The following is a 21,960-nucleotide window of genomic DNA, read 5'->3' on the forward strand; positions in this document are numbered from 1 at the left end:
CGCTTTGTCGTCAGAAGCTGTCGCGCCACTGTAAATCCGCACGCAACGCCGTTAGAATCGGGCCTTTTCCGTACAACCCCGTGGAGTGATGGCATGGCGGACGTAAAAAAGGTCGTACTGGCGTATTCCGGCGGCCTTGATACTTCGGTGATTCTCAAGTGGCTGCAAGATACCTACAACTGCGAAGTGGTGACCTTCACCGCTGACCTGGGGCAGGGCGAAGAGGTCGAGCCGGCGCGCGCCAAAGCTCAGGCGATGGGCGTCAAGGAGATCTACATCGACGACCTGCGCGAAGAATTCGTTCGCGACTTCGTGTTCCCGATGTTCCGTGCCAACACCGTCTACGAGGGTGAGTACCTGCTGGGTACTTCCATCGCCCGTCCGCTGATCGCCAAGCGCCTGATCGAGATCGCCAACGAAACCGGCGCCGATGCCATTTCCCACGGTGCTACCGGCAAAGGCAACGACCAGGTTCGCTTCGAACTGGGTGCCTATGCCCTCAAGCCAGGCGTGAAGGTGATTGCGCCATGGCGTGAGTGGGACCTGCTGTCCCGCGAGAAGCTGATGGACTACGCCGAAAAGCACGGCATCCCGATCGAGCGCCATGGCAAGAAGAAGTCGCCTTACTCGATGGACGCCAACCTGCTGCACATCTCCTATGAGGGCGGTGTGCTGGAAGACACCTGGACCGAGCACGAAGAAGACATGTGGCGTTGGAGCGTGTCCCCGGAGAGTGCCCCGGACCAGGCGACCTACATCGAACTCACCTACCGCAACGGTGACATCGTCGCCATCGACGGTGTAGAGAAAACCCCTGCGACCGTGCTGGCCGACCTCAACCGCATCGGCGGCGCCAACGGTATCGGCCGTCTGGATATCGTCGAGAACCGTTACGTGGGCATGAAGTCGCGCGGCTGCTACGAGACCCCTGGCGGCACCATCATGCTCAAGGCACACCGTGCCATCGAGTCGATCACCCTGGACCGTGAAGTGGCTCACCTCAAGGATGAGCTGATGCCCAAGTACGCCAGCCTGATCTACACCGGCTACTGGTGGAGCCCAGAGCGCCTGATGCTGCAGAAAATGATCGATGCTTCGCAGGTGAACGTGAATGGCGTGGTTCGCCTGAAGCTGTACAAGGGCAACGTGACCGTGGTTGGCCGCAAATCGGACGACTCGCTGTTCGATGCCAACATCGCGACGTTCGAAGAAGACGGGGGCGCCTACAACCAGGAGGACGCTGCCGGCTTCATCAAGCTCAATGCGCTGCGCATGCGCATTGCGGCGAACAAAGGTCGCTCGATGCTCTAAGCGTCAACGGCTGCCTGAAGAACCCCCGCCCTGTGCGGGGGTTTTTTGTGCGCGAAAGCCAAGCGCTCAGCTCGCCACAGCGGGGCTCGGCGTGTTCATCGGGCTGATGGAAAGGCGAATGCGTTGGCATGTTTGCAGGTTGCAGAATTGCCAGGTGCGTGCCGGTTCCGCGGGCTCGGCCAACGTGAGCAGCAGTTGCTTTTCCAGTAATTGGCAGGCATCTGGCCCGGAAAACATGAAGGTCACCTGCTCGGCGTTTATCGGTTCATTGTTCAATGCTGCCGTTTTTGAATCCGTATCGCGTGTGGGTGCCCCATCAGCCGATACCGCCCGGGGAAGGGCGGGGCTGTAGAACGACTTGTAATTGAAGTTCAGCGTCAAGAAGAACAATGCCGTTAGAAAAAACGGGAAGCCGACCAGGAACCACGTGTAGAGCTTCTGGCTGGCCTCGCTCAAGAACGGCAGTGTGGCGAGCGCGGAGGCTTCGATAATGCCGGCGAAGATGGCGATGATGGTCAGCGGGGCAACTGGTTGTACTTGTGGCATGGGGCCGTCTCCTGCGGAGTGGACCCATGATTACCCTACACGGCTGCTCACGTAGAAGCCTGCACTGTTTCCCCGGCTGGGAAATATCCCCTGATTTGCCCGATGAACCTCATTTTCGGCTTTATAGTTTCCACTATCGCCCAAGCTATTGTTACTTATTCCAATCGTATCGAGTGGGTGGCGCTGTTACGCTTACTTGCAGGTATAGATAATAGTCTTGTTACAACTATAATTATTAGTTGTAGGAAATTTCTGTAAGTGCTGTAAGGCCCTTCTGTTCATCTATTTCCAAGATAAAACCCCGCGCCATCCTTACTTCTGTCGGTTATCGTGGCGCACTAACGCAACAGCAATGAATGGATATCGCATGAACAAAGTGCTTATCGTGGACGATCATCCGGTGATACGTCTGGCCGTACGCATGCTGATGGAGCGACATGGGTATGACGTCGTCGCAGAGACCGACAACGGGGTGGCGGCCCTGCAGCTCACCCGGCAGCATCTCCCGGACATCGTGGTACTGGACATTGGTATCCCCAAGCTCGATGGCCTTGAGGTAATCGCGCGCATGGCCAGCTCCAGCCCGGGCAGCAAGGTGCTGGTGCTGACCTCCCAGGCGCCGGGTAACTTCTCCATGCGCTGCATGCAGGCGGGGGCGGCAGGCTATGTGTGCAAGCAGCAGGAACTCACCGAGTTGCTCAGCGCCATCAAGGCTGTACTGTCGGGCTACAGCTATTTCCCCAACCAGGCACTGCATGCCTCGCGTGGCAGGTGCGGGGGTAGCGAAACAGAGATGGTCAACCGCCTCTCGGCGCGCGAGATGACGGTATTGCAGCAACTGGCAAGGGGGCGGTCCAACAAGGAAATAGCCGACAGCATGTACCTGAGCAACAAAACGGTCAGTACCTACAAGTCTCGGCTGCTGCTCAAGCTCAATGCACGTTCCCTGGTGGACCTTATCGAACTGGCGCAGCGGCAAGGGCTGAACTGATCCCCATGGGTAAAGCCTCCTGCAGGGAGGCTTTGCGAAGGCTAGAAGTCGTAGTCGAAATCAGCCAACTGCTTCTGCAGGCGGCGTTCCTCAAGCAGGTTATCGATGGTGCGACGTTTGCTCAGGTTGGTCTTTGCCGGTTCCACTTGAGGCTCTGCATCCTCCTCAGTGGCAACAAAATCATCTTCGATCGACAGGTCGTCTTTGTCGGTACTCATGCGTCGCTCCAAGCCAAGGGGCCGATGGCCGACCTTATAACCAGAAAGCGCACGCTGGTAAAAAAGATTTTTTCAATCGAGACGGGCAGTTTTCAGCTATCGGTTCAATCGTCACTGGTTTTGTGCTTGTATTCGCACAAGTCCTCGATACGGCAGCTTCCACAGCGCGGCTTGCGGGCCTGGCAGACGTAGCGCCCGTGCAGGATCAACCAGTGGTGGGCGTCGAGCAGGTAGTCCTTGGGCACGAACTTGACCAGTTTCTTTTCCACTTCCAGTACGGTCTTGCCCGGTGCGATGCCGGTGCGGTTGCTGACCCGAAAGATATGGGTGTCTACGGCCATCGTCGGTTGGCGGAAGGCCGTGTTCAGTACCACGTTGGCCGTCTTGCGCCCGACACCGGGCAAGGCCTCCAGGGCTTCGCGGGTTTCTGGCACCTGGCCGCCATGACGCTCGATCAACAGGCGGCACGCCTCGATCACATTCTTGGCCTTGCTGTTGTACAGGCCGATGGTCTTGATGTACTGGCTAAGGCCATCCACGCCGAGGGCATGGATGGCCTCGGGGGTGTTGGCCACTGGAAACAGGCGCGCGGTGGCCTTGTTGACCCCCACGTCGGTGGACTGGGCCGACAGGGTTACCGCCACCAGCAGCTCGAACGGCGTGGTGTAGGCGAGCTCGGTCTTTGGGTCGGGGTTGTCTTCGTGCAGCCGGCGGAAGATTTCCAGGCGTTTGGCGGCATTCATGGAGTCGAGGTGTTCCTGGAAGGCGTTGATGGGCAGATGAGCCAGGCATCAGCCACGTAATGCGTGATGGCGGGCAGCGCCCCTGGCCACTGCCCGCTGTTCGAGAGTGGGGCCGCATCAGCGGCCCCGGTCGACAGTTACTTGATGCGCTGGCCTGGCTTGGCGCCGCTGTCGGGGCTCAGCAGGTAGATCTCTTCACCGCCAGGGCCGGCAGCCATGACCATGCCTTCAGACACCCCAAAGCGCATTTTGCGGGGTTTGAGGTTGGCCACCATCATGGTCAGGCGGCCTTCGAGCTTGGACGGGTCTGGGTAAGCCGACTTGATACCCGAGAACACGTTGCGGCGCTCGTCGCCGATATCCAGGGTCAGTTGCAGCAGCTTGTCGGCGCCGGCAACCGCCTCGGCTTTGACGATGAGCGCCACGCGCAGGTCGACGGCGGCAAAGGTATCGAATTCGATCTCGGCGGCCAACGGGTCCTTGGCCAGCTCGCCATTACCGACCGTAACCTTGGCCTCGGCGGCCAGCAGGTCTTCCTTGCTGGCTGCGACCATGGCTTCGACCTTGGCAGGTTCGATGCGGCTCATCAGCGCCTTGAACGGGTTCAGCGTGTGGTTTTCCAGGCGCGTTGCATGGTCGCCCCAGGCCAGAGGTGGCACGTTGAGGAAGGCCTCGGCGTCCGCCGCCAGCACCGGCAGTACCGGTTTCAGGAAAATCACCAGCTGGCGGAACAGGTTCACGCCCTGGGCGCAAATAGCCTGCACTTCGTCCTGCTTGCCTTCCTGCTTGGCCAGCGACCAGGGGGCCTTGTCGGCGATCCAGGCGTTGGCGCGGTCGGCCAGGGCCATGATTTCGCGCATGGCGCGGCCGAAGTCGCGGCCCTCGTAGGCTTCGGCGATGGACGGGGCTGCCGCCAGGAAGGCCTGCGTGAGCTCGGGCGCCGCATCGCCGGCCACCATCACACCGGCGTTGCCTTTGTGAATGAACCCGGCGCAGCGGCTGGCAATGTTGACCACCTTGCCCACCAGGTCGGAGTTCACCTTCTGCACGAAGTCTTCGAGGTTGAGGTCTAGGTCGTCGACGCCACGGCCCAGCTTGGCTGCGTAGTAGTAGCGCAGGTACTCGGGCTGCAGGTGATCGAGGTAGGTACGGGCCTTGATGAAGGTACCGCGCGACTTGGACATCTTGGCGCCGTTGACGGTGAGGTAGCCATGCACGTTCACTGCCGTGGGCTTGCGCAGGCCCGCACCCTCAAGCATGGCTGGCCAGAACAGGGCGTGGAAGTTGACGATGTCCTTGCCGATGAAGTGGTACAGCTCGGCCTTGGAGCCCTGGCTCCAGAACGCGTCGAAATCCAGCTCCGGGCGGCGGGCGCACAGGTTCTTGAAGCTGGCCATGTAGCCGATCGGTGCGTCCAGCCACACGTAGAAGTACTTGCCTGGCTCCCCTGGGATCTCGAAGCCGAAATACGGCGCGTCACGGGAGATATCCCACTCCTGCAAGCCGGCATCCAGCCACTCGGCCAGTTTGTTGGCGACGGCGTCCTGCAGTGTGCCGCTGCGGGTCCACTGCTGCAGCATGGCCTGGAAATCAGGCAGCTTGAAGAAGAAATGCTGGGAATCGCGCAGCACCGGGGTGGCCCCGGAAATAGCAGATTTAGGGTCTTTCAGTTCGGTAGGCGCATAGGTAGCGCCGCACTTTTCACAGTTGTCGCCGTACTGGTCCTCGGCCGCACATTTGGGGCAGGTGCCCTTGATGAAGCGGTCGGCCAGGAACATGCCTTTTTCTGGGTCGAAGTACTGGGTCACCGAACGGGTGGCAATGTGACCGGCTTCGCGCAGGCGGGTGTAGATCAGGCTCGACAGCTCGCGATTCTCTTCGCTGTGGGTCGAGTGGAAGTTGTCGAAATCCACCAGGAAGTCGGCAAAATCGGCGCTGTGCTCGGCCTGCACATTGGCGATCAACTGCTCCGGGGTAATGCCTTCCTTTTCGGCACGCAGCATGATTGCCGAGCCGTGGGCATCGTCAGCGCAGACGTAGATGCACTGGTTGCCGCGCATTTTCTGGAAGCGAACCCACATGTCTGTCTGGATGTACTCGAGCATATGGCCAAGGTGGATCGATCCATTGGCATAGGGCAAGGCGCTGGTGACGAGAATCTGACGTGGCTCGGACATGGTGGCTCGGCTACTTTCCTGGCGACGGGGTGAAAATGAGGATGATCGGCCACTATAAAGGGCTGGCGAAGATATTTCACCCCGCGCACGCATCTGTTGACGATTGACGGGTTAGGATAGGCGCCTGTTTTACATTCAGTTTGCCAATGGGAGTGTCCATGAGTGCCGTCACCCGCGCCGCCGTCGAAGGCGTGCTTCGCCAGTACACCGACCCCTACCTCAACCAGGACCCGGTCAGCGCCGGCTGTGTGCGTGCCATCGAGATCGACGGCGGGCAGGTCAACGTGCAGTTGCAACTGGGCTACGCCGCCGGGCTGTTCAAGCAGGGCTGGGCTCAGGTGCTGCAGACCGCCATCGGCAACCTTGAGGGGGTTGCCGGCGCCCAGGTTGCCATCGATTGCGTGATCGCCCCGCACAAGGGCCAGGCCCAGGTGCCCGCGATGGCCAACGTCAAGAACATCATTGCCGTTGCGTCGGGCAAGGGGGGGGTGGGCAAGTCCACCACAGCGGCCAACCTTGCCTTGGCGCTGGCCCGCGAAGGCGCGCGCGTGGGTATTCTGGATGCCGATATCTACGGCCCCAGCCAGGGTGTGATGTTCGGCATCGCCGAGGGCACCCGCCCACAGATTCGCGAGCAGAAGTGGTTCGTGCCGATCAAGGCCCATGGCGTCGAAGTGATGTCCATGGCCTTCCTGACCGATGACAACACGCCCATGGTGTGGCGTGGCCCGATGGTGTCGGGCGCGCTGTTGCAACTGGTCACGCAGACCGCCTGGGACGACCTGGACTACCTGGTCATCGACATGCCACCGGGCACCGGCGACATTCAGCTGACGCTGGCGCAGAAGGTGCCGGTGGCAGGTTCGGTGATCGTCACTACCCCGCAGGACCTGGCACTGCTGGATGCGCGTAAAGGTGTGGAGATGTTCCGCAAGGTCAACATCCCGGTGCTGGGTGTGGTCGAGAACATGGCTGTGCACATCTGCTCGAACTGTGGCCATGCCGAGCACCTGTTCGGTGAGGGCGGCGGTGAAAAACTGGCAGCCCAGTACGGCGTCGACCTGCTGGCTTCGTTGCCCTTGTCGATGCTGATTCGCGAGCAGGCTGACAACGGCAAGCCGACGGCGATTGCCGAGCCGGAGAGCCAGATCGCCATGATCTACCAGGAACTGGCCCGGCAGGTAGGTGCGCGCATCGTGCTGCGTGAAGCCACAGCCCCTGCCATGCCGAGCATCACCGTTAGCGACGACTGAGCCACCTGCGCCGCGCCAGCGGCGCCACACCCTCAAATGCCAGGCATGAAAAAACCCGCCATGAGGCGGGTTTTTTTGAAGGCAGGGAAGCTAGATCGACTTAGGCGATCTGAACTTCTTCAGCCTGCATGCCTTTCTGGCCGCGGGTAGCGACGAAAGTAACAGCCTGGCCTTCTTTCAGGGTTTTGAAGCCGTCAGCTTGGATGGCTTTGAAGTGCACGAACAGGTCGTCGCCCGACTGAGGGGTGATGAAGCCGTAGCCTTTCTCATCGTTGAACCACTTGACAACACCGGATTGACGGTTGGACATTTTTCTGTCTCCTTGGACAATTTAATTACGGTCAGGAAAAACCCTGCCCGGGACTGAGCGCAAAGAGAGCAGAAAATTCAGCGATGGGCCGATCAGGATCGTGCATCAAACTAGAGATTCTCGGTGTCACGTGCAGCACAGTGGCGCCACCTTACCCCACTTTCTGCAACCTGCCAATGGTCAGAAGCGGCTTTACCCAAATTCAGATCGGTGGCAGCTGCAAGCCCCGGCCTGCGTGGATTGCAGCCCTGATACGGATGAAACTTTGAAGACCGGGCCAGGACCGGTAAGATGCGCGTCTGTATTTTTACCTTGCACCTTCTTTCAGGACAGCCCGCCATGAGCATCAAATCGGACAAGTGGATTCGCCGCATGGCGCAGGAACACGGCATGATCGAGCCGTTCGTCGAACGCCAGGTCCGCGGCGAGCAAGACAGCCGGGTCATCTCGTTCGGCGTGTCCAGCTACGGCTACGACGTTCGCTGCGCCGACGAATTCAAGGTGTTCACCAACATCAACTCGGCCACCGTCGACCCGAAGAATTTCGATGAGGGCAGCTTCGTCGACATCAAGAGCGACGTGTGCATCATCCCCCCCAACTCGTTCGCCCTGGCCCGCACCGTGGAGTACTTCCGCATCCCCCGCGACGTGCTGACCATCTGCCTGGGCAAGAGCACCTATGCCCGGTGCGGCATCATCGTCAACGTGACGCCGCTCGAACCCGAGTGGGAAGGCCACGTGACCCTGGAGTTCTCTAACACCACCACGCTCCCGGCGAAGATCTACGCCAACGAAGGCGTGGCCCAGATGCTGTTCCTGCAGTCGGACGAAGAGTGCGAAGTGTCCTACAAAGACCGCGGCGGCAAGTACCAGGGCCAGCGCGGTGTGACCCTGCCGCGCACCTGACCCGACCGGCGCGGGGAATTTCACGCGCCTTTGGCACTCCAACCTGTAACCGTGCCGGTATGCATGACGCTTATCGGCTGATGTCAGGAGGTGCCAATGAAACTCCATCCCACCATCAGTGCAAAGCTGGCAGGCCTGCAGCCCAATCACATCGGATTGCTGTCGTGGTCGCTGCTGGCTCAGCCCTTGCCCATGCATGCCGGGGGCGTGCCGGGTCAGCCCGACCCGGATACACCCCAGCCGGGTCAGCCTGGCGATACGCCGCCCATGGAACCCGGCGAGCCAACCTTGCCGGACGAGGCGCCACCCGCCCCCGTGGCCTGACGGCTGCTACAGCGGCCAGACGCGCCCTGCGCCAGCCAGATAAATACGGCTGGCCTGGGTAGGCTCAATTTCCCAGCCCCCGGTAAACTCGCCGAAGGCCGGCAGCAGGCACACCTCGTTGTCGATCACGAAACAGGGCAGGCGCAGGCGCTGGCGCGCTTTGCCACGCAGTACGAATGCGGGGTGCACGTGGCCTGCCAGCACGGTATGCGTAGGGTGCGCTTCGGGCTCGTGTTGCAGCGCAAAGGGCCCCATTATCCAAGGCTCATCAACCACATCGATCCCCAGTGAAACGGGTGGGTCCCCAGCATGGCGGTCGTGGTTGCCGCGGATCAGCACGATGCTTAGCTGTGGATGGCGTTCTCGCCACGCCTGCACCAGCGCCAGCGTGGCAGGCGCGCGCGCCGTACGCGCATGCAGAAAGTCCCCTAACACGATGAGCAGCTCGCATTCATGCTCAGCCAGCAAGGTATCGAGCCTGGCCAGGGTGGCCTGGGTGGTGCCCCGTGGCACGGGTTGGTGCAGGGCGCGATAACTGGCGGCCTTGCCGATATGCACGTCGGCTACCAACAGCGCCCGGCGGGCGGGCCAGTAAATCGCCTTGTCCGGCAGCAACCAAAGTTTCTGGCCGCACAACTCGATTGCACAATGGGTGGTCATGGCCGCCTCCTTGGCCGCCGGCCCGTGTACGTCACAGACCGTAGAACCCGACACCGCGTGATATTCGTCAATTGCCTCAACCTGCTGCACTCTCCAGTTCGGCGACCATCCGCGCGATGCGGTCCGCCAGCTTTTCGGTAGAAAGGGTTTCGCGCATGCCTTCCACCAGCAACGCGAAGGCCAGCGGCCCGGTGCGTTTCAGTACCTGCAGGTCCAGCTTCAGGCCTGCCATCTTCAACAACTGGCGATTCAGCCGCTCGATTTCCAGTTCCTCATTGAGCACCTCGTCACGCGCTTGCCCCAGCAGCAGGTTGCCCGCGTCGTGCTTGCGAAATACTTCGTAAAACAGCCCACTGGAGGCCTGTATCTGGCGCATGCTCTTCTGCGCTGCAGGGTACCCGCCGAAGACCAGCCCAGAGATCTGGGCAATTTCGCGGAAGCGGCGCAGCGCCATTTCGCCGGCATTGAGGCTGGCCAGTACGTCATCCAGCAGATGCTCCGGGCTGAGCGCGCGGGGCAGGTAGGTTGCCCAGTCCACCTGGCCGGGGCTGAGCAGCTCGAAGCCATAGTCATTGACGGCGATGGACACCGACAAGGGCTGCTCACGGCTCACGCGCCAGGCGATCAGGTTGGCCAGCCCCATGTTGGCCATGCGACCAGCGAACGGGTACATGAACAGGTGCCAGCCCTGGCGGGATTTGAACGTCTCAGCCAGCAGCGTTGTACACGTCGGCAATGACGACCAATGGGCTTGCAGCGCCAGCAATGGCCGTACTGCGCGCATCTCTGGGCCGTCGTAGCGGCCATGGGCGGCGGCATCCAGCTGTTGCACCAGTGCGTCGGCCAGCTCGCTCGAAAGCGGCATGCGCCCGCCATTCCAGCGTGCCACTGCAGCCTTGCGCGCCGTGCTGCGCCGTACATACGCTGTCATGTTCTCGACGCGCACCAGTTCCAGCACGCGCCCGGCGAACACGAAGGTGTCACCTGGCCGCAAGCGTGCAATGAAGGCTTCCTCGACGCTGCCCAGCCCCTTGCCACCGCCGCCTTTGCTCCAGTATTTGAGGTGCAGGCTGGCATCGCTGACGATGGTGCCGATACTCATGCGATGGCGACGCGCCAGCCGTTCGCTGGCAACCTTGTACACACCGTCTGGCTGTGCTTCGACCCGCTGATAATCGGGGTAGGCCGTGAGCGAGCTGCCGCCATGGCAGACGAAGTCCAGTGCCCACTGCCACTGGCTGTCACGCAGTTCGGCAAACGCCCAGGTACTGCGTACTTCCGCCAACAGTGCCTGGGCATCGAAGCCACTGCCCAGGGCCATGCTGACCAAATGCTGCACCAAAACGTCCATGCACAACCGCGGCGAACGGCGGGCTTCGATATGGCCTTCGGCCAATGCCTGGCGAGCGGCGGCGGCTTCGACCAGCTCCAGGCTATGGGTGGGCACCAGGGTAATCCGTGAACGGCGCCCTGGCGCATGCCCCGAGCGCCCGGCCCGTTGCATGAGGCGGGCAATGCCTTTGGCCGAGCCGATTTGCAGCACCCGCTCGACCGGCAGAAAATCCACCCCCAGGTCCAGGCTGGACGTGCAGATCACCGCTTTCAGGCCACCCTGCTTGAGGCTGCGTTCTACCCAGTCGCGGGTTTCACGGGCCATGCTGGCGTGGTGCAGGGCGATCAGGCCGGCCCAGTCGGGGCGCAATTCGAGCAGGGCCTGGTACCAGATTTCGGCCTGCGCACGGGTATTGGTGAACACCAGGCAACTGCTGCTGGTGTCGATCTCCTCGGCCACTTGGCCGAGCATCTTCAGGCCCATGTGCCCGGCCCACGGAAAGCGCTCGATCGAGGCGGGCAGCAGGGTATCGACCAGCAAGGCCTTGTCCTGGCGCCCGCGTACCAGCTGGCCGCCCTGGGGCAGTAGTACATCCAGCGCGTGCTGCAGGTTGCCCAGGGTGGCCGACAGCCCCCAGGTGGGCAGCCCAGGGTGCCAGTGACGCAGGCGCGCCAAGGCCAGTTGCAACTGCACACCGCGCTTGTTGCCCAGCAGCTCATGCCATTCGTCCACCACCACCATGCGCAGGGTGGCGAAGTCGGCACTGGCCTGCGCGCGGGTCAGCAGCAATGTCAGGCTCTCGGGGGTGGTCACCAGCACACTGGGCATCCGCCGGGCTTGTCGGGCGCGCTCGGCACTGCCGGTGTCGCCGCTGCGCACGCCTACGCTCCAAGGCAGGCCCATCTCATCCAGGGGCGCCTGCAGGGCGCGGGCGGTGTCTGCCGCCAGGGCCCGCATGGGGGTGACCCAGATCACCTGCAACGGTGCAGCATGGCGCCCCTGGCCCTGGGCTTTGAACGCCCGCAGTGCGGCCAGCCACACGGCGTACGTCTTGCCCGCGCCCGTGTTGGCATGGAGCAGCCCCGATTCGCCCCGCTCGACGGCGGCCCAAACCCGCCGCTGGAACGCGAACGGCTTCCAGCCGCGTTGGGCAAACCAGGCGTTGGCAAGATCGGTGGTGGCGGGCATCGTACAGGTGGCCCCTCGAAGGCTGTGCTTCTACAGACCACCCGCAAGGTGCATTGGTTTTACCCGGTCAGTTGCCCAGCAGGTAGCCGCTGCGGCACACCTGCTCACCGGCCACATGGGCGATGACCATACCGGCGGTAGCCATGCGCCGAGTGCTGCGCGCATACATCAGCCCCGGCTGGGTGTTATGCAGCGCGGTTACCCGATCGCTGAGCGGGTCGATCACCTCGGCAATCAACTGGTCAGCTGCCAGGTAATCGCCTGGTTTGGCGTGGTACACCAGCAACCCGCCCAGTGCAGCGGTAACCGGCTCTACCGCTGCCAGCGGCGTGGCTGGCCTGGGCAAGGCAGGCAGGGCGGGGGCGGTTCCTTCGATCACGGCTGCATGGGTGAGGTAGTCGAGGATCGCCTGGGCGTCCTGACGCGCCAGGTCGTGGCTGACGTCGGCCTGGCCGCGCAGCTCCACGGTCACTGCGCAACACCCCAGCGTGATTGGGAAGCGCTTGCCAAAGCGTTGCTGCAGTTGCCACCACACCAGGCTGAAGCACTCGTCGAACGACTGCCCGCCCGAGTCGGTGGCCAGCAAGCTGGCCTGGGTGCCCAGGTAGCGGGCAAGCGGCTCAATCTGCGGCCAGGCATCCGGCGTGGTGTACAGGTGTTCGACGGCTTCGAAATCGCAGTGCAGGTCGATGACCAGCTCGGCATCGCAGGCCAGGCGCTGCAGGATAAGCCGCTGGGCCTGCAGAGGTGTATGCGCGGGGTGAGCGTCCAGGCCACGGCGCAGGTACTCGCGTATCAGTGCAGTGTTGTGCGCCGGGTCTTGGTTAAGGTGCGCTTCGATCTGGTCACCGATGCTATCGGACAGGTCGACGAAATTACGGTTGAAGTTCTGCCCGCTCTGCAGCTCGAAGCGTCCCAAGGGTGCGTCCAGCAGCACCTGTTCGAGGCCTACCGGGTTGGCCACCGGAACAAGGATGATTTCGCACTGCAGGCGGCCTTGCTGTTCCAGTTGCACCAGGCGCTGCTTGAGGTGCCACGCCACCAGCATGCCGGGTAATTCATCGGCGTGCAGCGAGGCCTGGATATACACTTTGCGCCCACCGCGTGGGCCGAAATGGAAGCTGTGGATCTGGCGAGTGATACCCGGAACGGGTGAGAGCAAGTCGTGGGTAGAGTGGTGCATGTTGGTCCTGAGTGCATGGCGAGAACGTGCTGCGACACGGGTCGGCTTACAGATAGAAGCACAGTTTCACGGCATGTGCTTATCGGTTTTACGCGACGCGTAGCGCAGACGCGGCGGTTCAGACCAACAAGGCCTGCAGGGTGGCCAGGTCATCCGCTTCGTCCACGGGCTTATCCTGGCGCCAGCGCAGCATGCGCGGGAAGCGCACGGCAATACCGCTTTTATGGCGCTTGGACAAGGCGATCCCCTCAAAACCCAATTCGAATACCAGGGTTGGGGTGACGCTGCGCACCGGGCCGAAGGTTTCCTGGGTAGTCTTGCGCACGATCGCGTCGACCTTGCGCATTTCTTCGTCGGTAAGGCCCGAGTAGGCCTTGGCGAAGGGGATCAGGCTGCGGCCGGGTGTGCCGGCCGGGGCATCCCAGACGGCGAAGGTGTAGTCGCTGTAAAGGCTTGCCCGGCGGCCATGGCCGCGCTGGGCATAGATCAGCACGGCATCCACGCTGAAAGGGTCGATCTTCCATTTCCACCAGGTGCCCATGTCCTTGGTGCGGCCCACGCCATACAGGGCTTCACGCTGCTTGAGCATCAGCCCCTCGACCCCCAGGCTGCGCGACTGCTCGCGCTGGCGGGCGAGGTCGGCCCAGTCAGGGCCCTCAAGCAGTGGCGACAGCAGCACCGGGGCCAGTGGGCAGGCCTCCAGCACGTTTTCCAGCTGCTTGCGCCGTTCATGCTGCGGGCGGCTGCGCCAGTCTTCGCCTTGCCATTCCAGCAGGTCGTAGGCCTGTAGCACTACCGGGGCCTCGCTCAGCAGCTTCTTGCCCAGCGTCTTGCGGCCCAGCCGCTGTTGCAACAGGGCGAAGGGTTGCACCGCCAGGTCGGCATCCGTAGTGCCGGGCTTCCACACCAGAATCTCGCCATCGAGCACCACACCGTCGGGCAGGGTCTGTGCCAGGCTTTGCAGTTCGGGGAAGCGCTCGGTGACCAGTTCCTCGCCCCGCGACCACACCCACAGCTGGCCGTCACGCTTGACCACCTGGGCGCGGATACCGTCCCACTTCCACTCGATCTGCCAGTCGCCTGGCGGCCCGAGCAGCGCCTCGAACTGCTCGGTAGGGGCTTGCAGCGGGTGCGCCAGGAAGAACGGATACGGCTGGCCACCGCGCTGGCTGTGCTCGTCGGCAGATTCGGGGGCAATCAACTGCTGGTAGCTGGCAGCGGTCGGGCGGTGGCTGATGTCGGTGTAGCCTACCAGCCGCTGGGCCACCCGTTTGGCATCCAGCTCCGCCAGTTGCGCCAGGGCACGGGTGACCAGCAGCTTCGAGACGCCCACACGAAAACTGCCCGTGATGAGTTTCAGGCACAGCATCAGGCTGGGGCGGTCCAGGCGTGCCCAGAGCGGTGGCAGGCGCTGCTGGATGTCTTCAGGTGGCAGGCCGCGCAATGGCAGCAGGTGGTTTTCAACCCAGTGAGCCAGGCCTTCCTGGTCTTGCTGGTGGCTTTCTGGCAATAGCAGGGAGATGGTTTCGGCAAGGTCGCCCACTGCCTGGTAGCTTTCTTCGAACAGCCAGTCAGGCAACCCGGCCAAGGCCCCGGCCAGCTCGCGCAGCACCCGGGTGGGCACCAGCTGACGCGGCCGGCCGCCTGCCAGAAAATACACAGCCCAGGCGGCATCCTCGGCGGGTGCGCTGGCGAAATAGCCCCGCAAGGCCTCGAGCTTGGCATTGCTGGAGGTGGTGCTGTCCAGGCGCAGATACAGTTCGGCGAACGCTTTCATGTGCCGGTCTCCGTGGTGGCTGCATCGTCTTCTTCGCCGTACTCGGTGACGAAGGCGCGGGCGTCCAGGCCCTGTTCCATCAGGTAGCGCACCAGCACGCTGACCGAGCCGTGGGTCACCATCACCCGCTCGGCCCCTGTCTGCCCGATGGCCCACAGCAGCCCTGGCCAGTCGGCGTGGTCAGACAACACGAAGCCGCGGTCGACGCCGCGCCGGCGCCGTGTGCCCCGCAGCAGCATCCAGCCACTGGCAAAGGCATCGCTGTAGTCGCCGAAGCGGCGCATCCAGCTGCTGCCCCCGGCTGATGGGGGGGCCAGCACCAGCGCCTTGCGCAGCAACGGGTCGTTGCGCGCAATGTCACCGGCGTAGCGGGTTTCGGGCAGGTACACCCCGGCTTCGCGGTACACGCGGTTGAGCGGCTCGACGGCGCCGTGCACCAGGATAGGGCCGATGCTGGGGTCTAGCCCATGGAGAATCCGTTGAGCTTTGCCGAAGGCATAGCAGAACAACACACTGGCCTTGCCCTGTTCGCTGTTGGCCCGCCACCAGGTATTGATGCCGGCAAAGATATCGGCCTGGGTGGGCCAGCGGTAGATGGGCAGGCCAAAGGTGGACTCGGTGATGAAGGTATGGCAACGCACTGGCTCGAACGGCGTGCAGGTGCCGTCGGGCTCGACCTTGTAGTCCCCGGACGCTACCCACACCTCGCCCTGGTACTCCAGGCGTACCTGTGCCGACCCCAGCACATGCCCTGCCGGGTGCAGGCTCAGGGTTACACCGTGGTGTTGCAGGCGTTCGCCGTAGGGCAGGGTCTGCAGGTTGATGTCCTTGCCCAGGCGGCTTCGCAGAATACCGGCGCCAGGTTCGGCGGTAAGGTAGTGGAGGTTGCCGGAGCGGGAATGGTCGCCATGGCCATGGGTGATGACGGCCCTGTCCACCGGCCGCCACGGGTCGATATAGAAATCACCGGGCGGGCAATACAGGCCTTCTGGGCGGGCAATGACAAGGTCCATGGCACGTACGCTGGTTGGGAGTTACCAGTTAGGAGCCACGGCAGCGAAGGGAAGTTCGACCGGTGGTATCACCGCCCCCGCTGCACAGCCCGCACGCGCGCCGTACCGCTTATTTGCCCGGCACCAGGGTGAGGCGCTGGTTGCCGTAGGCCCGGGCGAAGTTCTGCGGCTGCAGCGGCAACACCATGAAGCGCCCCTTGAACCAGGCGTCCAGGCCGTCACTGTAATGGGCGCTGGCCGGGTTGCCAGACTGCCCGCTGCTGGTCAGTACCTGGAGGGGTTCGGCCTGGCCGAAGTCGACCACCATGCGCGCTGAAGCGGGCAGGTGGGTGTCGAAACCGCTGCCCCAAGCGTACGGGGTCAGCGCCAGGGTGCTGAAGTCGCCACCGGCGGCTTGTGGTGGGCGGCTGATGGCATCCCCCAGGCCATGGTAGGCAGGCGCAGGCCAGCGGTACTGGTGCAGCTTGCCCCACTGCCAGGCGCGGCGGTCTGCGCCCAGTTGCGCGGTGCCTGCATCCACCGCCGCCGCGAGGCTGCGGGCAAGGATGGCGGGTTTGTCTTCTTTCTGTGGCGTGGTGCGGTCGTCCCAGAATGGGCTGTCATCGCGGCCAAGCAAGTGGTCGGCCTGGGCCGAGTACGACAGGCGGGCATTGCTGACAAAGGCTTGCCAGGCAGCGCCGGACTCTGGCCCCAGTTCGTCCAGGAAGGTTTCCCGGGCAAATGCCTGCAGAAACAGCGCATACAGCGCCGCATCGGCGGACACCGGGCTCATGCGCCCGTCGAAGGCCTTGAGCCGGGCCAGCGCATCGCGTGCCTTGTCACGCTGTGCGGCGGGCAGGGCGTCGATGGCCTGTTTCAGGGGCTGGGCCATGCCGGGGGCTTCGAACATCTGCTTGAGTTTGCCGGCCAACAAGGTCACCTGGTCGTTCTGCAGGGCCATCAGGCTGCGGCTGTCGTGGCGGCCGTTGCCCGCCAGTTGGCCCAGGCGCTCGGCCCGTTCCGGGTAGTACCAGGTGCTGGACAGCTGCATGCCGTAGCCTTTGGGCAGGCTGCGCTGGTTGGCATGGCCGATCCAGCCGGCGGTCGGGTCCTGGTCGTAGGGGTGCAGCATGGTATCGGCATAGCCGTCCCAGTCGTAGCGCCCGTCCCAGCCCGGCGAGGGCAGCAGGCCCTGGCCTTCGCGGCGGTTGGGGTAACGCCCGCTGACTTGCCAGGCGATATGGCCGGGCTCGGCGAACACGAAGTTCAGCGCAGCCGCCGTGACCTCGCGTGTACTGTCGAAGGCACGCTCCACATTCTTGGCACGGGTCAGGTCGAACAGCGCATCCAGGCTGCGATCACCCTTGGATTGCGGCAGGTTCAGGGCAAGACCAAGGCCGGCGCCGGGCGGTTGGGCCAGCAGGGTGCCGTGGCGGGTTTCGTACATCACTTCACGTTGAGGGCGCTGGCCGCGCACCAGGAATGTTTCGGTGCGGGCGCGGGCGGGCAGCCACTTGCCATCGGCCAGGTAGCTGAGCTGGTTGCCCTGGCGGCGCAATTGCTCGAGGAACAGGTCCTGGTTGTCAGCCATCACCGCGCTGCTGCTCCAGGCCAGTTGGCCGTTGTAACCCGACAGCACGATGGGCAGGCCGGGCAGCGACAAGCCTGCCACCTGGTACTTGCCGGTGTGGATCTGCACCGGGCTCAGGGCCCAGATGGCACGGCTGTCACTGGCCAGCAGGCTCTTGCCGCTGCGGCTGTGTTGCGGGCCGATGGCCAGGTTGGCCGAACCTGGGCTGCCGAGCAGGTCAAGGTCCGCCAGCTTCTGGCTGGCCGCCGCCAGGGCTTGCAGGCCGGGCAACTGGCTGGCCAGGTTAAGGCCCTTGAGCTTGTCGGTTTCCCCGGTGGCCAGGGGCTCGTCGGGTGCGCCGGGCAGCAGCCAGGCCACGTTGTCGCTGCCCACTTTTTGCGCCAACGTCAGGGCGCTGAGCTCTTCTTGCAGGTTCACCGACTGGCTGAATGCGTACAGGCTGAAAATCAGCGCCGAATCCTCAGGCTTCCAGTACTCCGGGCGGTAGCCACTGTCGGCCAGGCCAGCGGGCAGCTTGTCGCGATAGCGGAACAGGTAAGCGTTTACCCCCCGCGCATACACCTCGAAAAACCGCTTCAGGCGCGGCGAAGCGTCGGCGTATTGCTGGGCCGCGCTCTGCTTGAGGTTGGCCGCCCGCATCAGGCGGTCGATGTCCAGCGCGTCCGCACCGGCAAGTTCAGCCAGCCGCCCCTGGGCCAACAGGCGCATGGCAACCATCTGCTCGATCCGGTCACCGGCATGCACGTAACCCAGGCTGAACAAGGCGTCGTGGAAGCTGCTGCTTTCAATCAGCGCCGCGCCCATGGGGTTGCGCCGTACCGAGACGTTCTGCGCCAGGCCCTTGAGCGGTTGCACGCCCGTGGCCGATGGCACGCTGCCTTGCTGGGCGCCGGTCTGGCAACCGGCCAGGCCCAGGGTGCCGAGCAGCGTCAAAGCCGTTGCGAAGCGCAGGCGGAAAGGGGGGAAGGCGGGGGCGGCCATGGCAAGGGCTCCTGCAAGGCATTGCGGGTTTGGAAAGGCGCTAAAGGTAGTGAGCGCGCAGGCGTCGTGCAAGGTCAGCGGGCGGTTTATTTGCCGGCGTCCACTTACACCCTGAAAAGCTCGGCTACGCCGTCTGAAAAGTGCGTGCAGTTGATGCGCGTATAACGCTGGTAGTCACGTGTCACCGCAAATGCCGTGCCTGGCATCAGCAGTACCCGTTGCTGTTCCAGCCGGCGCATGAAGGGTTGCAGGTCGGCAAGGTCAGGGTGCGATACCCAGAGGAACATGCCACCTTGGGCGCTTATGTCGAAATGCCAGCCGTGTTTGAGCAGCACGCGTTGGGTGTGCGCCTGCTGGTGGATCAGGCGCTGCTGCACATCATTCATGTGTCGGGCGTAGGTACCGTCGCTGAGAATGGTGTTGACGAAGCGTTCGCAAAACGCCGGCACTGCGACGCACGTCAACAGCTTCAGGCGCATCAGCGGCGCTACCAGGGGCGGCGGGCAGGCGATGTAACCCACCCGCAGCGAAGCCGAAAGGCATTTGGAAAAACTGCCGATGTAGATGACCCGCTGCAGGTTGTCCAGCTCGGCGAAGGTTTGCCGCACCCCCGGGCTGAAGTCGCCGTACACATCGTCTTCGACCACGAAGAAATCGTGTTCCACGGCCAGGCGCAGCACGCCGAACGCATTGTGGGGGCTGATGGTGCCGCCGGTCGGGTTGTGGAAGGTGCTGTTGCAGAAGAACGCCTTCACCTTGTGCCTGGCCAGGTGCTGTTTCATGTCTTCCAGGTCTGGCCCGTCGGCTGTGCGGCGGATGCCTACCACGTGGCCGCCGGCCAGCTGGATCAGCTTGATCAGGTTGCCATTGCCCGGCTCGTCCACGAACACGTGGTCCCCGGGGCTGATCAGCAGGCGTGCCACCAGGTCCAGCGCCTGGGTGGCACCCAGGGTGGTCAGCAACTGGTGAGGGTGTGCCTCGATGCGGGTCAGCCGACCGAGGTGCATGCACAGCTGCTTGCGCATCGGCAGGTAACCCTGGATATCCCCGTATTCAGCCAGCGAGCTTTGTTCCAGCCGGGCGGTACGGCGGATGGCCTTGGCCAGCAGTTCGGTATCACGCCAGGCAGGGGGCAGCCAGCCGCTGCCCAGCTTGGTGAAGTGCTGCCCACCTTGCAACAGCTTGAAAAGCGGGTCTTGCGCCATGTCGCCAGTGGGCTCGTCCGTTTCGGCGGGGCGGGTGCCAGTGGCCACAAAGTAGCCACGCCCGGGCACCGCCGTGAGCAGCCCTTCGCTGACCAGGCGGGCATAGCTGGAGACCACCTCGTGGTAGGTGGCACCCGTTGCCACGGTGAGTTTGCGAATGGACGGCATGCGTTGCCCGGGTAGCCATTCACCGGCTGTCAGGCGCTGCTTCAACTGTGCGAGTAGGTCGGGTTGCGGCACGAGGCTTTCCTGCGGGCGTTAGAAAAAACACCCTAACAGTTAGCCGTAAAGCACGTCGACTGTTTGCCGAAAATGTCGTCAACGGTGCGACGCTGTTGCTGTCACCCCTTTTACCCTCAGCGAGCCATCATGAGCACAACCCTTCCCGCACGCACGTACCTGTATTTTCTGGCCCAGTCGGTCAACCTCACCACTGCCGTGATGTCGGTGACCATGGCTGCCATTGTGGGGGCTGCGCTGGCCCCGGCAGCGGCCTGGTCGACTGTGCCGTACGGGTTCCAGTTTCTGTTCGTGATGCTGGCGACCTACCCGGTGTCCCGGCTCATGGCGCGTATTGGCCGCAAACGCGCGTTCATGCTGGGGGCATTGCCGCTGGCCGTGTCCGGCGTCTGCGGCTTCCTGGCGGTGGAGCATCAGCAGTTTGGCGCGTTGGTGGTCAGCCACTCGGCGTTGGGCGTGTACATCGCCTTTGCCAACTTCAACCGCTTTGCTGCCACTGACAACCTGGCGCAGCACCTCAAACCCAAGGCGCTTTCACTGGTGGTGGCGGGTGGGGTGATTGCCGCCGTTGTCGGCCCTGCCCTTACCGAATGGCTGCGCGATGCCGGTGGGTTCCCACTGTTTTCATTGTGCTACGCCGCCTTCACCGCCCTGGCCCTGGTGTCGCTGGTGATCGCCATTTGCTTGCCCGGTGATGGCCAGGTTGCGCCCGCTACCGCGCCCCGGGCACCGCTGAGCCCTTCCGGGCACGGCATCACGCCGGGCATTGCCGTGGCGATGGGGGTTGCGGCCTTGGGGTACGGCATCATGAACCTGCTGATGATCCAGGCATCCCTGCACATGAAGCATATGCATGAGGATTTTTCCGACGTTCGCCTGGCCATCCAGTGGCATGTGATCGCCATGTTCGCGCCGTCGTTTTTCACCGGGGCGATCATCCAGCGTTTGGGTATCAGGGCCACGATCTGTGGGGGGCTGATGCTGCTGATCGCGTGCACTGCTCTGAACATGGGTTCAAGCAGCTATGCGGTGATGACGGTTTCACTGATTGCCCTGGGCCTTGGCTGGAACCTGACCTATGTGGGGGGCGGGGCGCTGCTGGCGCAGACGCTGCAGAACAGCCCGGGTGCCATGCAGATGCAGGGCAAGAACGATTTGGCGATAGCGGTGTGCGCGACTGTAGGTGCCTTCAGCCCATCGTTGCTGCTGGACTCGGTGGGTTGGGGGGGCACGAACGTGCTGTGCATGGCACTGTGCCTGGGTTTGCTGCTGGCCACTGCACTGCTGTTGCCGCGCAAGGTGGCCGGGCTCCACTACCGCTAGCGAAGCCCTGCGCGGCGCCTTGTATCAGGCGCCGTGGCACTTCTTGAATTTCTTCTCGCTGCCGCAGGGGCATGGGTCGTTGCGGCCGACGTCCTTCAGCGCGTTGCGCACCGGCTCTTGGTGGCCGTGGTTGCAGTGTGGGCCGTGCACATGGCCGTGATCGTGATGATGGTCATGATCGTGGTTGCAGTCGGGGCCATGAACGTGGGGTTGTTGGGACATTGCTGGGTTACTCCGGGTAGTGATCGCCGGGCATTATCTCACCACTGCGCGACAAGTGCAGGTCCCGATGGATGAGCAGGCCGGTGGCCAGTTCAGCCTGCAGGCTGTAGTGCAGGGGCCGCCCGCTTTTCAGCATTTTCGCCAGGGGCTTGAGGTGCTGCCACAGGTTGGTCCGGGCAGTGATCTTGAATGTACGCCGTTCATGGGGCCCCACGCTGCGCCATAGGCTGGCTTCATCCTGGGCGAGCACAACATCATTCAGGCGCAGTGCGTATTCGACGGAGCGGATGAACAGGCGGCTGTCGTTGGGGTTTTCCACCCGCACATGCAACACGAATTCCTGTTGCAGCAGGCGGGCTTTGACCGTTTCCACCCTGACCAGGTGCACCTGTGGTTCGCGCCAGTCTGCACCGCCCCAGCTGGCGCAGCCCCCCACTAGCAAGAGCAGGCCGCAGAGCAGCATGAAGCGGATGCGCGTCATCATGC

Annotated in this window: 20 protein-coding genes; 6 read left to right on the forward strand and 14 right to left on the reverse strand. The window is 63.2% G+C overall.

Annotated features, from left to right (window positions below; translation table 11 throughout):
• Positions 1 to 93 precede the first annotated feature (93 nt).
• Positions 94 to 1,311 (forward strand): argininosuccinate synthase, encoded by a 1,218-nt coding sequence (locus PPA02S_RS20155; RefSeq protein ID WP_028633240.1) that lies wholly within the window; start codon positions 94 to 96, stop codon positions 1,309 to 1,311.
• Positions 1,312 to 1,377: 66 nt separating this feature from the next.
• Here PPA02S_RS20155 and PPA02S_RS20160 read toward each other — a convergent pair whose 3' ends face one another.
• Positions 1,378 to 1,857, reverse strand: a complete 480-nt coding sequence (locus tag PPA02S_RS20160) for a hypothetical protein (RefSeq protein ID WP_028633239.1) — start codon at positions 1,855 to 1,857, stop codon at positions 1,378 to 1,380.
• Positions 1,858 to 2,224: 367 nt separating this feature from the next.
• Between PPA02S_RS20160 and PPA02S_RS20165 the strand changes: the two genes are divergently transcribed.
• Positions 2,225 to 2,848, forward strand: a complete 624-nt coding sequence (locus tag PPA02S_RS20165; protein WP_028633238.1) for a response regulator transcription factor — start codon at positions 2,225 to 2,227, stop codon at positions 2,846 to 2,848.
• Between the two features lie 41 nt (positions 2,849 to 2,889).
• Here PPA02S_RS20165 and PPA02S_RS23225 read toward each other — a convergent pair whose 3' ends face one another.
• The 3 genes from PPA02S_RS23225 to metG form a co-directional block, all read right to left on the reverse strand.
• Positions 2,890 to 3,066, reverse strand: coding sequence for a PA3496 family putative envelope integrity protein (locus tag PPA02S_RS23225; protein WP_028633237.1), 177 nt, complete (start codon positions 3,064 to 3,066; stop codon positions 2,890 to 2,892).
• A gap of 104 nt (positions 3,067 to 3,170) precedes the next feature.
• On the reverse strand, positions 3,171 to 3,809 hold the full coding sequence (nth, locus tag PPA02S_RS20175) for an endonuclease III (RefSeq protein ID WP_028633236.1): 639 nt from the start codon (positions 3,807 to 3,809) through the stop codon (positions 3,171 to 3,173).
• 137 nt (positions 3,810 to 3,946) lie between these two features.
• On the reverse strand, positions 3,947 to 5,986 hold the full coding sequence (gene metG / locus PPA02S_RS20180; protein WP_028633235.1) for a methionine--tRNA ligase: 2,040 nt from the start codon (positions 5,984 to 5,986) through the stop codon (positions 3,947 to 3,949).
• Between the two features lie 158 nt (positions 5,987 to 6,144).
• Between metG and apbC the strand changes: the two genes are divergently transcribed.
• Positions 6,145 to 7,239 carry an iron-sulfur cluster carrier protein ApbC gene (apbC, locus tag PPA02S_RS20185; protein WP_028633234.1) on the forward strand — a complete coding sequence of 365 codons (1,095 nt, stop codon included), beginning with the start codon at positions 6,145 to 6,147 and terminating at the stop codon, positions 7,237 to 7,239.
• A gap of 100 nt (positions 7,240 to 7,339) precedes the next feature.
• Here the strand turns inward: apbC and PPA02S_RS20190 are convergent, their stop codons facing one another.
• The gene (locus PPA02S_RS20190) at positions 7,340 to 7,549 is read right to left on the reverse strand and encodes a cold-shock protein (protein WP_003254922.1); all 210 of its coding nucleotides are present in this window, start codon (positions 7,547 to 7,549) and stop codon (positions 7,340 to 7,342) included.
• Between the two features lie 339 nt (positions 7,550 to 7,888).
• On the opposite strand from PPA02S_RS20190, the gene dcd reads away from it, so the two are divergent.
• Positions 7,889 to 8,455 carry a dCTP deaminase gene (gene dcd, locus PPA02S_RS20195; protein ID WP_028633233.1) on the forward strand — a complete coding sequence of 189 codons (567 nt, stop codon included), beginning with the start codon at positions 7,889 to 7,891 and terminating at the stop codon, positions 8,453 to 8,455.
• A 96-nt stretch (positions 8,456 to 8,551) separates the two neighbouring features.
• Complete coding sequence (locus PPA02S_RS20200; protein ID WP_028633232.1) at positions 8,552 to 8,779, forward strand: hypothetical protein; 228 nt, start codon at positions 8,552 to 8,554, stop codon at positions 8,777 to 8,779.
• A 6-nt stretch (positions 8,780 to 8,785) separates the two neighbouring features.
• Here the strand turns inward: PPA02S_RS20200 and pdeM are convergent, their stop codons facing one another.
• From pdeM to PPA02S_RS20235, 7 genes are all read right to left on the reverse strand, one after another.
• The gene (pdeM, locus tag PPA02S_RS20205; protein WP_028633231.1) at positions 8,786 to 9,439 is read right to left on the reverse strand and encodes a ligase-associated DNA damage response endonuclease PdeM; all 654 of its coding nucleotides are present in this window, start codon (positions 9,437 to 9,439) and stop codon (positions 8,786 to 8,788) included.
• 76 nt (positions 9,440 to 9,515) lie between these two features.
• Positions 9,516 to 11,960 carry a ligase-associated DNA damage response DEXH box helicase gene (locus tag PPA02S_RS20210; RefSeq protein ID WP_028633230.1) on the reverse strand — a complete coding sequence of 815 codons (2,445 nt, stop codon included), beginning with the start codon at positions 11,958 to 11,960 and terminating at the stop codon, positions 9,516 to 9,518.
• 67 nt (positions 11,961 to 12,027) lie between these two features.
• Entirely contained in the window at positions 12,028 to 13,143 is a 1,116-nt protein-coding gene (locus tag PPA02S_RS20215; protein WP_028633229.1) for a succinylglutamate desuccinylase/aspartoacylase family protein, read from the reverse strand.
• A 118-nt stretch (positions 13,144 to 13,261) separates the two neighbouring features.
• Entirely contained in the window at positions 13,262 to 14,920 is a 1,659-nt protein-coding gene (locus PPA02S_RS20220) for an ATP-dependent DNA ligase (RefSeq protein WP_028633228.1), read from the reverse strand.
• A complete protein-coding gene (locus tag PPA02S_RS20225; RefSeq protein WP_028633227.1) occupies positions 14,917 to 15,933 on the reverse strand; it encodes a ligase-associated DNA damage response exonuclease in 1,017 nt (338 codons plus the stop codon). The genes PPA02S_RS20220 and PPA02S_RS20225 overlap by 4 nt, the downstream gene beginning before the upstream one ends.
• Before the next feature lie 109 nt (positions 15,934 to 16,042).
• Positions 16,043 to 18,484 (reverse strand): penicillin acylase family protein, encoded by a 2,442-nt coding sequence (locus PPA02S_RS20230; protein ID WP_028633226.1) that lies wholly within the window; start codon positions 18,482 to 18,484, stop codon positions 16,043 to 16,045.
• A gap of 104 nt (positions 18,485 to 18,588) precedes the next feature.
• Positions 18,589 to 19,929 carry an aminotransferase-like domain-containing protein gene (locus PPA02S_RS20235; protein WP_028633225.1) on the reverse strand — a complete coding sequence of 447 codons (1,341 nt, stop codon included), beginning with the start codon at positions 19,927 to 19,929 and terminating at the stop codon, positions 18,589 to 18,591.
• A 129-nt stretch (positions 19,930 to 20,058) separates the two neighbouring features.
• Here PPA02S_RS20235 and PPA02S_RS20240 point away from each other — a divergent pair, with 129 nt between their 5' ends.
• Positions 20,059 to 21,252 carry an MFS transporter gene (locus PPA02S_RS20240; protein WP_028633224.1) on the forward strand — a complete coding sequence of 398 codons (1,194 nt, stop codon included), beginning with the start codon at positions 20,059 to 20,061 and terminating at the stop codon, positions 21,250 to 21,252.
• Between the two features lie 24 nt (positions 21,253 to 21,276).
• Here PPA02S_RS20240 and PPA02S_RS20245 read toward each other — a convergent pair whose 3' ends face one another.
• Positions 21,277 to 21,474, reverse strand: coding sequence for an SEC-C metal-binding domain-containing protein (locus PPA02S_RS20245; protein WP_009684590.1), 198 nt, complete (start codon positions 21,472 to 21,474; stop codon positions 21,277 to 21,279).
• A gap of 7 nt (positions 21,475 to 21,481) precedes the next feature.
• Positions 21,482 to 21,958 carry an LEA/WHy family protein gene (locus PPA02S_RS20250; RefSeq protein ID WP_028633223.1) on the reverse strand — a complete coding sequence of 159 codons (477 nt, stop codon included), beginning with the start codon at positions 21,956 to 21,958 and terminating at the stop codon, positions 21,482 to 21,484.
• Positions 21,959 to 21,960 lie beyond the last annotated feature (2 nt).

Source organism: Pseudomonas parafulva NBRC 16636 = DSM 17004 (assembly GCF_000730645.1).
Lineage (GTDB): Bacteria > Pseudomonadota > Gammaproteobacteria > Pseudomonadales > Pseudomonadaceae > Aquipseudomonas > Aquipseudomonas parafulva.